Raw genomic sequence first — 12,013 nt, forward strand, 5'->3', positions numbered from 1 at the left:
AGATGTGTGACTCGTGGGAATACGGTAAGCCCATGAGGACCGATATCGGCACACGAAGCGCGGAGAATCGTACGTCTGCATTCCGCGCGGTGGTGTCGGCGGTCGTCGCCGGTGTCCTCGCGGTGGGTGCGGTGAATCCGGCGATCGCCTCCGCTCCGAGCACAGCAGGCCCGGCAGGCCTGGTCGGCTCACCGGCCCCCGTGGTGGCGCCGGTCCCGGTGACGCCGGTCCCGGGGCCTGCGGACCTCGTGGGGGAGACGGGGTCGTGGTTCGCGCACGGGTACACCCTGGATCTTCGCGCGGACGGGACGGGAACCTTCGCGGTGTGGGTCGGCGCCTTCGACGGGACCCGGATCGACGTGAGCCTCATCCCCGCTCCGGGGCCCGCCACCGTCGCAGAGGTGGTGGGTGTCGAGACGGTCGGCGCCGGCGCCCTGGGGCCGGACGGGACACCGGGCATCGGGGGACTGGTGACCATCGCCTTCGGCGCCCCGGTGCGGACGGCGCATGTCGAGTGGACGTCGGGGCCGCGACGACTCTCCGCCGATCTGTGTCCCACGGAAGGCCTCGACGCGGTCGCCATGGCGATCCTGCGCTGCGGCGCCTGACGCAGACGGGCCCGGGTCCGGCCCGCGACACGATGCGGGCGCGGTCGCGGCACGCTGCGGGGGTGTCCGCGACACGCCGTGGGGGGGCGGAGAACGCCTGAGAACGAGATAACGATCGGATAACGAGGTCGTTGAGAAACCTGAGGCGCCCCTCACCTGTCGATATGAGGTTCGCATCATGTCTTTATGTGGTGCGGATCACTTGGCGCGCGGCGAAAGGGGCCCCTGTTTCGGTCGCGCGTACCCCCTCAAGCTGAGGAACCCCTCAAGTTCGTGTGGCAATCTGTGTCCTGCGCCGTAACCGCTGGCCGGCCGACGCGATGTCCCTGACGCAGTGCCCAAGGAGTTCCCCACGTGACGATCGATGACCGCGACCTCACCCCCCGCCCGCTCGAGACCGGCTTCGCCGCCCGCCGCGGCGCCCCCGCTCTCGCAGACGAGCTCCGTGAGGGCACGGCCTATGCGCTCGCCTTCGGTGGACAGGGCATCGCCTGGCGCGACGCGCTGAGCGACCTCATCGACGGCACGGGTATCGGACCGGAGCTCCAGGACCTCGTCGACGCCTCCGTCGCGTTGACCGAGCCCGTCCACGACGAGATCGCCGTCGTCCGCACGCACGGCTTCCGGCCCATCGAGTGGGCCAACACCACCACCGGTGAGGACGAGGACGGCGCGGACCTGCCCGACGACGCCTCCCTCTCCGCTGCCGCGGTCTCGCTGCCCGCGGTGCTGCTCACGCAGATGGGTGCCCTGCGGGCTCTCGCCGCCGAGGGCTTCGACGTCAATGACACGACCCCCGCGGCCGTGGTCGGCCACTCCCAGGGCATCCTCGCCGTCGAGTCGGTGGAGACCTTCGGGTCCATCGACGACCGGCTGCTGGCCGTCGCCGAGCTCATCGGCGCCGCCGCCACCCTGGTCGGACGGCGCGTCGGTCTGTTCCGCCGCGGCGAGGCGAGCCCCATGGTGGGAGTGTCGGGGATCGACGGCGAGGACCTGCGCACGCTGGTCGACGAGCTGTTCGCCGGCGTCGACGCCACGATTCGCCCCACCGTCTCCATCCGCAACGCGCAGCGCCGTCACGTCGTGGTCGGTCGACCGGACGATCTCGAGGAGCTGCGTCGCCACTGCGCCGACCTCGAGGCCGAGTCGCGTCGTCGCCGAGAGGCCAAGCTCACCGGCGGCGAGATCTTCGCCCCCGTCTTCGACCCGCTCGACGTCGAGGTCGGGTTCCACCACCCCGCGATGGCCCCGGCCGTCGACGTCGTCTCCCGCTGGGCGGAGCGCTGTGGCCTGGACGCCGACCGCGCCGCCCACCTCGCCCGCCAGGTCTTCGCCGAGCCGGTCGACTGGGTGGAGGAGATGGCCGAGACCCTGCACGCCGGGGCCCAGTGGATCCTCGACATGGGCCCGGGCGAGGCGCTGACCCGCCTCAACCGCTCCGTGATCCGCGGCCAGGGCGTCGGCGTGGTCGCCGCCGCCACCCGCGGCGGCCTGCGCAACCTGTTCACCCCGGGTGCGACCCCGCCGATCGAGCGGCCGTGGACCGCGTTCCAGCCGCAGTTGGTCACCCTGCCCGACGGCAGCGTCCACGTGGAGACCTCCTTCACCCGCCTCACCGGCTGCTCGCCGATCCTCCTCGCCGGAATGACGCCGACCACCGTGGATCCCGCGATCGTCGCCGCCGCGGCCAACGCGGGCCACTGGGCCGAGCTCGCCGGCGGCGGCCAGGTCACCGAGGCGATCTTCGCCGAGAACACCCAGCGCCTCACCGAGCTCCTCGAGCCCGGTCGCAGCGCCCAGTTCAACTCGCTGTTCCTCGACCCCTACCTGTGGAAGCTGCAGGTCGGAGGCAAGCGTCTCGTCCAGCGTGCCCGCGCCGCGGGAGTGCCCTTCGACGGTGTGATCGTCACCGCCGGCATCCCCGAGCTCGACGAGTCGGTCGCCCTCATCGAGGAGCTCACCGAGGCCGGCCTGCGGCACGTGAGCTTCAAACCGGGCACCGTCGCCCAGATCCGCCAGGTCGTGCGCATCGCCGCCGAGGTCCCCCACATGCCGGTGATCGTCCAGGTCGAGGGCGGCCGCGCCGGCGGTCACCACTCGTGGGAGGACCTCGACGCCCTCCTGCTTGCCACCTACGCCATGCTGCGCGAGCGGCCCAACGTCGTCCTCTGCGTCGGCGGTGGCATCGGCACCCCCGAGCGGGCGGCCGACTACCTCACCGGGTCCTGGGCCAACGCCCACGGCTACCCGGCCATGCCCGTCGACGGCATCCTCGTCGGCACCGCCGCCATGGCCACCCTCGAGGCCACCACCAGCCCCCAGGTCAAGCAGATGCTCGTCGACACCGTGGGCGTCGACGCCTGGGTCGGTGCCGGTCAGGCCGACGGCGGCATGGCGTCCGGCCGCAGCCAGCTCGGTGCGGACATCCACGAGATCGACAACACCGCCGCGCGCACCGGGCGCCTCCTCGACGAGGTCGCCGGTGACGCCGAGGCCGTGGCCGCCCGCCGCGACGAGATCATCGCCGCGATCAACGGCACCGCCAAGCCGTACTTCGGCGACCTCGACTCCATGACCTACGAGCAGTGGCTGCGCCGCTTCGTCGAGCTCTCCCTCGCCCCCGGCGCCTCCGTCGACGGGTCGAGCACCCACACCACGGACGACTTCGACCTGGGCGCCGACTTCGGCGGCGACGTGGCCGACTGCACCCGCTCGGTGTGGCTCGACCCCACCATCCGCGAGCGCTTCCACCGCATGGTGCAGCGCACCGAGGCACGACTCGACGCCGCCGACACCGGTCGGATCGTCTCGGCGTTCCCTCGCGAGGAGTCCATGGAGCGCCCGGCCGAGGTGATCGCCGCCCTCGCCGCCCGGTACCCCGGGCTCGCCGACGCCGTGCTGCACCCGGCCGACGCCGCCGAGTTCTTCGACATCTGCCGTATGCCCGGCAAGCCCGTGCCGTTCGTGCCCGTCATCGACGGTGACGTGCGCCGCTGGTGGCGCTCGGACTCGCTGTGGCAGGCCCACGATCCGCGCTACGACGCCGACGCCGTGTGCATCATCCCCGGCACGACCGCCGTCGCCGGCATCACCCGCGTCGACGAGCCGGTCGGTGACCTCCTCGACCGCTTCGAGGCCGCCACCGCCGAGCGCGTGTCCGGCTACATGCCCTCCACCGAGGCCGTGAGCAGCCGCCGCCGCGGGATCGTCACCACCGCCTCCGGGCCCGTCGCGGACGTGCTCAACAGCCCCGACGTCACCTGGGCCGGCCGTCTCGTCATCAACCCCGTCCACCGCCTCGGCGTGCTCCACGCCTGGGAGATCGACGCCGACGGCGTCGGCCGCCACCCCGTCTCCGGCGCCGTGCTCGCCCCGGCCGCCGACGGCCGGACCGTCGACCTGACGCTGCCCGTCGGCCCGACCGAGATGACCATCACCATCACCCTCGGCGACGCCGTGGCCACCGGTGCCGCGCCGGTCGTCACCGACGCCGCCGCCGAGGCCGCCATGCGCACACTGCTCGCCACCGCCGCCGGCGTCGGCCGCGGCGGTGCGGGTGGCTCCGTGATCGACGCCCTCCCCGAGGTCGACGGCAACACCGCCACCGCGCGCTTCACCTTCGAGCCCACCCTCGCCGTCGACCACACGGGCGTGACCGCGGGCAGCCTGCCCACCTCGCTCGTGCCGTCCGCCGGCGTCCCGGACGCCCTCGTGGGCGCCGCCTGGCCCGCCGTGTTCGCCGTGCTCGGCGAGACGCGCCGCCCGCGTGGCACCGGCACAGTCGTCGAGGGACTGCTCGATCTGGTCCATCTGGACCACGGCGTCCGCATGCACGCGGCGCTGCCGCAGCAGGAGACCTACCTCGTCGTCGTCGCCCGGTCCGGCGGTGTCCGCGACACCGACCTCGGCCGCGTGGTCGAGGTGTCGGTCGAGGTGGCCACGGAGGACTCCGACGGCACCCGCACCCCGCTGTGCACCCTGTCCGAGCGGTTCGCGATCCGCGGCCGCACCGGTCGCGCCGAGGTGGGCGACCCCCGCCCCGCCGGTGGCGCCCTGGTCACCCCGTCCGGTGGCGTCGCGGAGCCCGCCGAGACCTCCCGCCAGCTGCGCGTGTCCACCACGCTCACGGCACCGCACGACATGACCGCGTTCGCTCTGGTCTCGGGCGACCACAACCCGATCCACGTCTCCGACACCGCGGCCGAGCTGGCCGGACTGGGCGGAGTGATCGTCCACGGCATGTGGCTCTCGGCCGCCGCGCAGCACGCGGTACAGGCCTCCGACGGCAAGACCCCTGCCCTCCGGATCGCCGGCTGGACCGCCCGTATGCTCGCCCCGGTCCGCCCGGGCGACCACATCAGGGTCCGCGCCGTGCAGACCGGCCGCCACGCCGGCGGCCAGGTCCTCGAGGTCACGTGCACGGTCGACGGGGCCACCGTCATGGCCGCCACGGCGCTGACCGAGGCCCCGCGCACCGTCTACGCCTTCCCCGGCCAGGGCATCCAGGCCAAGGGGATGGGCATGGAGGGCCGCACCCGCTGCCCCGCGGCCCGCGAGATCTGGGACCGCGCCGACAAGCACACCCGCTCCGCGCTCGGCTTCTCGATCCTGGCGCTCGTCCGCGAGAATCCCACCGAGGTCACCGTCCGCGGTGAGGTCCACCGGCACCCCGACGGCGTGCTCTACCTGACGCAGTTCACCCAGGTCGCCATGGCCTGCCTGGCGGTGGCGCAGCGCGCCGAGCTCGAGGCCGACGGCCTGCTCATCGAGGACGCGTACTTCGCGGGTCACTCGATCGGCGAGTACGACGCCCTGGCCGCCATCTCCGGCGTGCTCGCGCTCGAGCCGCTGCTGGAGATCGTCTTCCAGCGCGGGTCGACCATGCACCAGCTGGTGCCGCGCGACGCCCAGGGCCGCTCGGACTACCGCATGGCCGCGATCCGTCCGTCCCAGATGGGGATCTCGGACGACGAGGTCGCCGACTGGGTGGCCGGCGTCGCCCTCGAGTCCGGCGAGTTCATCGAGATCGTCAACTACAACCTGGCGGGCTCGCAGTACGCGCTCGCCGGCACCGTCGCCGGATGCAAGGCACTGGAGAAGGCCGTCGAGCGCGAGCTCGAGCAGTCGGGTGGCAAGAACGCCTTCATCCTGGTGCCCGGTATCGACGTGCCGTTCCACTCCACCGTCCTGCGTGGCGGGGTCCCGGATTTCCGGGCCACCCTCGACGCGCTGATCCCGCACGACATCGACATCTCGGTGCTCGTCGGCCGGTACGTGCCGAACCTCGTGCCGCGCCTGTTCAGTCTCGAGCGCGGCTTCGTGCAGGAGATCGCCGATCTCGTGCCGGCCGACTCGCTGGCCGAGGTCCTCGCGAACTGGGACGAGTGGGCCGCCACCCCCACGCGACTGGGCCGCCTGCTGCTCGTGGAGCTGCTGGCCTGGCAGTTCGCCAGCCCGGTCCGGTGGATCGAGACCCAGGAGCTGTTCTTCACGCCCGTAGAGCGTGGCGGACTCGGTATCGAGCAGTTCATCGAGGTCGGTGTCTCCAACGCCCCGACCGTCGCGAACCTCGCCTCCAAGACCCTCGACCTGCCCACGCACCGCGGCCCCCGGGCCCAGGTGATCAACATCGAGCGCGACTCGGCGACGTTGTACGGCACCCTGCCGCCCAGCGTGGAGGTCGACGACGACGAGCTGGACGCCGGCGACGGCTCCGCCTCCACCGGCTCCACCACCACTGGTTCGACCAACACCGCGGCTGCCGACCAGGCAGCCCCCACAGACCCCGCACCGGCCGTCAACACCCCCGGCACGGCCGGTGCGGACCGATCAGACGCGGCTCCGGCCGCGACCGCCGCCCCCGGTGCACCGCGCCCGGACGACCTCGAGTTCGGCGCGCCCGCCGCCACCCGCATGCTGGTGGCGCTGCGCACCAAGGTCCGTCCCGAGCAGATCGCGTCCGGCGACTCCATCGAGACGCTGTGCGACGGCGTGTCCTCGCGCCGCAACCAGCTGCTGCTGGACCTGGGCACCGAGCTGAGCCTGGGCGCCATCGACGGCGCCGCCGAGGCCGACTTCCCGACCCTGGCCGACCAGGTCTCACGACTGGCGCGCGGGTACGCCCCGTTCGGCCCCGTCCTGTCCGACGCGGTCGGCGAGGCGCTGCGCGCGGTCCTCGGCCGCACCGGAAAGCGGGCCGCCTACATCACCGAGCGCGTGACCGGCCCCTGGGAGCTCGGCTCCGGCTGGGCGCAGCACGTTATCGCCGAGATCGCGCTGGGCACCCGTGACGGCGCCTCGATCCGTGGGGGCGACCTGGCGACCCTCGACGCCTCGGGCGTCAAGGATGTAGCCGGCCTGGACTCGCTCATCGACGCCGCCGTGTCGGCCGTCGGTGCCGCGCACGGTGTGGCCGTCGCGATGCCGTCGTCCGGCGCCGGAGGCGGGGGAGTCGTCGACTCCGCCGCGCTGACCGAGTTCGCCGACGAGATCACCGGCGTCGACGGTGTCCTGGCCCGCGCCGCACGCGGCGTGCTCACCCGCCTCGGACACCTCGAGCCCGAGACGGTCGACCTGCTCGCCGAGGCCGACCCGGACTCCGAGCTGGCCGACCTCGTGGCCGCAGAACTCGGCGCCGACTGGCGCCGCGTGGTGGCCCCGGCCTTCGACGCCGGCCGCGCCGTCCTCATGGACGACCGTTGGGCCTCGGCCCGCGAGGATCTGGCCCGACTGTGGACCCGGTCCGACGTGCCCGCCGACGCGGCGGACGCCTTCCGCGGTGCCGGCGAGATCGTCGCCGAGCAGGCCCGCTGGTGGGCGGCCCGGGCGACCGATGCCCGCCGCGACGCCCTGGCGAGCGCCTACCGGGAGATCTCGGAGGTCGCGGCCGAGGAGTTCGTCGGCGAGTACGCGGGTGACGTCGCCGTCGTCACCGGCGCCGGCAAGGGCTCCATCGCCGCCGCCGTCACCGGACGCCTCCTGGCGGGCGGCGCCACCGTGGTGGCCACCACCTCCAACCTGGACCAGTCCAAGCTGGCCTTCTTCAAGGACCTGTACCGCAGCAACGCCCGTGGCGGCGCGGCGCTGTGGGTCCTGCCGGCCAACCTGACCTCCTACTCGGACGTCGACGCGCTGGTCGAGTGGGTCGGATCCGAGCACGCCGAATCGGCCGGTGGCCAGACCACCGTGCTCAAGCCGGCCCTCACCCCGACGCTGCTGTTCCCGTTCGCGGCTCCCCGCGTCCAGGGCTCGATGGCCGACGCCGGCCCGCGCGCCGAGACCGAGATGCGCGTCCTGCTGTGGGGCGTGGAGAAGCTCGTCGCCGGACTCGGTGCGATCGGTGCCGACACCGACGTCGACTCCCGACTGCACGTGGTCCTGCCGGGCTCGCCCAACCGGGGCATGTTCGGCGGCGACGGCGCCTACGGCGAGGCCAAGGCCGCGCTCGACGCCATGATCGCCAAGTGGGGCTCGGAGAAGTCCTGGTCGGAGCGCGTGACCTTCGTCCACGCGATCATCGGCTGGGTCCGTGGCACCGGACTCATGGGTCACAACGACCCGCTCGTCGAGGCCGTCGAGGCCGCGGGCGTGTCCACCTGGTCGACGGCCGAGATGGCTGCCGAGCTGCTGCGCTGGTGCACCCCGGACTTCCGCTCCGCGGCCGGAGACGCCCCCGTCACCGTCGACCTCACCGGCGGACTCGGCACGGCCGACCTGGACATGTCCGCCCTCGCGGCGGACCGTCCGGCCGCCCCCACCGAGGCCTCGACCGAGGACGCCGCGGGCACGATCGCCGCGCTGCCCTCGCTGCCGACGGTCACCGCCGATGAGCGTCCCGAGTGGGGCGAGGTCACCCAGCAGCTCGAGGACATGGTCGTGATGGTGGGCGCCGGCGAGGTCGGCCCCTACGGCAGTGCCCGCACCCGCTTCGAGGTGGAGACCACCGGCGACCTCACCGCCGCCGGCGTGGTCGAGCTGGCCTGGTCGACCGGGCTCATCACCTGGGAGGACTCGCCGCGCGCCGGCTGGACGGTCACCTCCTCCGGTGACCCGATCGACGAGGCCGACATCGCCGAGCGTTTCCACGACGAGGTCCTCGCCCGGGTGGGCGTGCGCACCTACGCCGACGATTCGCGCGCGGAGATGTTCGCGGGCACCTCGCCGCAGCTCACCTCGGTGTTCCTGCCGGAGGATCTGTCCTTCGTGGTGGACGACGAGGCCCAGGCCCGCGCCTACCAGTCCGACGACCCGGAGAACACCGTCGTCACCCGCAGCGAGGACGGCGAGTGGACGGTCACCCGCAAGGCCGGCACCGAGATCCGGGTGCCGCGCCGCGCCACCCTGACCCGTGTGGTCGGTGGGCAGATCCCCACCGGCTTCGACCCCACGGCGTGGGGCATCCCCGCCGACATGGTCTCCGGTATCGACCGGGTGGCGGCGTGGAACCTGGTCGCCACCGTGGACGCCTTCATCTCCTCGGGCTTCACCCCGGCGGAGCTGCTGGCCCACGTCCACCCGGCCGACGTCGCCAACACGCAGGGCACCGGCATGGGCGGCATGACCAGCATGCGCTCGCTGTACATCGACGGCATCCTCGGCCGCAGCCGCGCCAACGACACGCTGCAGGAGGCGCTGCCCAACGTCGTGGCCGCGCACGTCATGCAGTCCTACGTCGGCGGCTACGGTTCGATGGTCCACCCGGTGGCGGCCTGCGCCACCACCGCGGTGAGCGTCGAGGAGGGCTTCGACAAGATCCGCGCCGGCAAGGCCGAGTTCGTGGTGGCCGGCGGGTTCGACGACCTGTCCACCGAGGGCATCCAGGGCTTCGCCGACATGTCCGCGACCGCCGACTCCGCGGCCATGGCGGCCAAGGGGATCGACGAGCGGCACTACAGCCGGGCCAACGACCGGCGGCGCGGCGGGTTCGTCGAGTCGCAGGGCGGCGGCACGATCCTGCTGGCGCGCGGCGACGTCGCGGCCCGCATGGGCCTGCCGGTCACGGGCGTCGTGGCCTGGGCCGGGTCGTACGCGGACGGTGCGCACACCTCCATCCCGGCCCCCGGCCTGGGTGCGCTGGGTGCCGGTCGCGGTGGGCAGCGCTCGCCGCTGGCCCGGGGGCTCGCACAGCTCGGCCTGACCGCCGACGACGTGGCCGTGGTGAGCAAGCACGACACCTCGACCAAGGCCAACGACCCCAACGAATCCGACCTGCACGAGCGGCTCGCCGCCGCGATCGGTCGGTCGGACGGCAACCCGCTGTTCGTGGTGTCGCAGAAGTCGCTCACCGGGCACGCCAAGGGTGGCGCCGCGGCATTCCAGCTCATCGGGCTGACCCAGATGCTGCGGTCGGGCACGCTGCCGCCGAACCGCGCCCTGGACTGCGTCGACGACGTCCTGGACCGCCACCGCCACCTGGTGTGGCTGCGAGAGACCCTGCAGCTTGGCGGTGACCTGCCGCTCAAGGCCGGTCTGCTGACCTCGCTGGGCTTCGGCCACGTCTCGGGCCTCATCGCCGTCGCCCACCCGGAGGCCTTCCACCGGGCGGTCGCCGCGGAGTACGGGCAGGACGAGTCCGAGCGCATCCGCGAGGCCGGCCTGCGGCGCGAGCGTTCCGGCGCCCGTCGCCTGACCGATGCCATCTACGGCGGGGAGGCGCTCTACGCCCGTCCCGAGGCGCGTCGACTGGGCGAGGGTTCGGCCGACGAGGTCAAGGAGCGCGAGGCCGCGGTCCTGCTCGATCCGGCCGCGCGACTCGACTCAGACGGCATCCTCGCCGCTGCGGGGTCCACGGACACCGGGTCCGCGGATACAGCCGCGTCTGCGCAGACCGCCGGCCGGTGACGGCAGAGCAGTGACGACCGGGGTGAGAGGCGTCGGGGTCGACATCGTCGACCTCGGCGCCTTCGCCGCGTCTCTGGCCGAACCCGGCACGCGGCTCACCAGGGCGTTCTCGGCCACCGAGCGCAGGCAGTGCCGCGAACGCGCCGAATCCCGCGGGGCGAGACCGGGGGAGGCCACGGTGTCGTCGTCAGGTGCGTCGGGGGCCTCGGCGCCTGGGACCTCGGGGCCGGCGCCCGCCCGCCGGGAGGACCCGCTGGCGCGTCACCTCGCTGCCCGCTGGGCGGCGAAGGAGGCGGTCGTCAAGGCATGGTCGGCGGCGCTGTATGGCGAGCCCCCGCCCATTGCCCCGGACCTGCTGCGGTGGTCCGAGATCGAGACCGTGTGCGATAACTGGGGTCGACCCTCCGTGCGGCTGGGGGGAGAGGTGGCCCGTCAGGTGGCCGCGACAATCGGCGAGGGCGCTCGTTGGAACGTTTCACTCAGCCACGACGGTGGATCGGCGATCGCGTTCGTGGTGCTCGAGGGCCCGGGCGGCTAGTAGCGCGGCCGCCAGCCGCTGTGCGCGCCGGGCTGCCGTTTGCGTCCGGCCACCGCCGCGCCGGCGACTAACGCGTCCTCTTCGGTTTGTGCGTCCGGTCTGCTCGCAGATGGAGGGGCCGTGCGCTCTGAATGGTCCATTCCGGGCGCGCACCTGTCGGTGGAGTCGGTGCGACGCCACCGGGTCGGTAGCGCCCACCCGCGGGAACAGGCCCGTCGGGCCGCCGCCAGGCGGGTCAGTCGCTCTGGGCTGCTTCCTTCTCCGCCAGCCAGAGGTAGGCGGTGAGCATCCGCTTGAGCTCGGTGACGGTGGCGTCGTGGATGTCCTCGCCACCGGCCGAACCGCTGCTCGCGCCGGAGGAGACCCCGCTGCCATCCCCGGGGTCCGCGCTGGTGACGGGGCCCGGGGGGACGTGGCCGGCGCTGACCGAGAAGTTGAGCATCGAGTACGCCACGTGGACCAGGACCTCTGCCATGAACGCGCGGCGCTCACGCTCGGTGGCGGGCATGAGCGGTGCCAGCACGCTGGCGATCATCCGGGCGATCTCGCGCTCGTTCACCGCCGCCGTGGCGCGGGTGGCGGGAGTGGCCTGCGTCGCGAGCCAGACCGCCCGACGGGAGGGGTCGCGCAACCACAGGTCGGCCAGGTGGTCCAGGAAATCGTTGAGCAGCTCGGGCCAGTCCAGCGCCGGGATCTTCTGGGCGAACCGCTCGACCTCCTCGATCACCCCGTGGGCGTCCTGGCGGTCCAGCTCGCACACCAGCACGTACTTGTTGGCGAAGAACTGGTACAGCGTCCCGATCGGAACGCCCGCACGTGAGGCGACTTCCTCGCAGGTGAACGAGTCGAATCCCACCTCGACCAGCACTTCCCGGGCCGAGGACAGTAGCGCCTGGAATTTCTTGCGGCTGCGCTCCTGGATGGGCCGGCGGCGGGGGACGAGGATGTTCGGTTCGTCCTGGACGGCCTCGTCGGTGGGATCCTGCGGCGGCTCCTGCGCGCGTTCGGACGAGTCGGTGGTCATGGG

At 73.0% G+C, this 12,013-nt stretch carries 4 protein-coding genes; 3 read left to right on the forward strand and 1 reads right to left on the reverse strand.

What is annotated here, in order from left to right:
• Nucleotides 1-32: 32 nt before the first annotated feature.
• The 3 genes from VZF99_RS04635 (at nucleotide 33) to VZF99_RS04645 (ending at nucleotide 10,986) form a co-directional block, all read left to right on the forward strand.
• On the forward strand, nucleotides 33-608 hold the full coding sequence (locus tag VZF99_RS04635; protein WP_259822961.1) for a hypothetical protein: 576 nt from the start codon (nucleotides 33-35) through the stop codon (nucleotides 606-608).
• A 354-nt stretch (nucleotides 609-962) separates the two neighbouring features.
• On the forward strand, nucleotides 963-10,448 hold the full coding sequence (locus VZF99_RS04640) for a fatty acid synthase subunit beta domain-containing protein (RefSeq protein ID WP_407335798.1): 9,486 nt from the start codon (nucleotides 963-965) through the stop codon (nucleotides 10,446-10,448).
• Nucleotides 10,449-10,458: 10 nt separating this feature from the next.
• Nucleotides 10,459-10,986, forward strand: coding sequence for a holo-ACP synthase (locus VZF99_RS04645; protein ID WP_376780925.1), 528 nt, complete (start codon nucleotides 10,459-10,461; stop codon nucleotides 10,984-10,986).
• A 235-nt stretch (nucleotides 10,987-11,221) separates the two neighbouring features.
• Here the strand turns inward: VZF99_RS04645 and VZF99_RS04650 are convergent, their stop codons facing one another.
• Nucleotides 11,222-12,010 carry a TetR/AcrR family transcriptional regulator gene (locus VZF99_RS04650; protein ID WP_154830494.1) on the reverse strand — a complete coding sequence of 263 codons (789 nt, stop codon included), beginning with the start codon at nucleotides 12,008-12,010 and terminating at the stop codon, nucleotides 11,222-11,224.
• Between the last annotated feature and the right edge of the window lie 3 nt (nucleotides 12,011-12,013).

The sequence above is a fragment of the Dietzia kunjamensis genome, from assembly GCF_045689975.1.
Lineage (GTDB): Bacteria > Actinomycetota > Actinomycetes > Mycobacteriales > Mycobacteriaceae > Dietzia > Dietzia kunjamensis.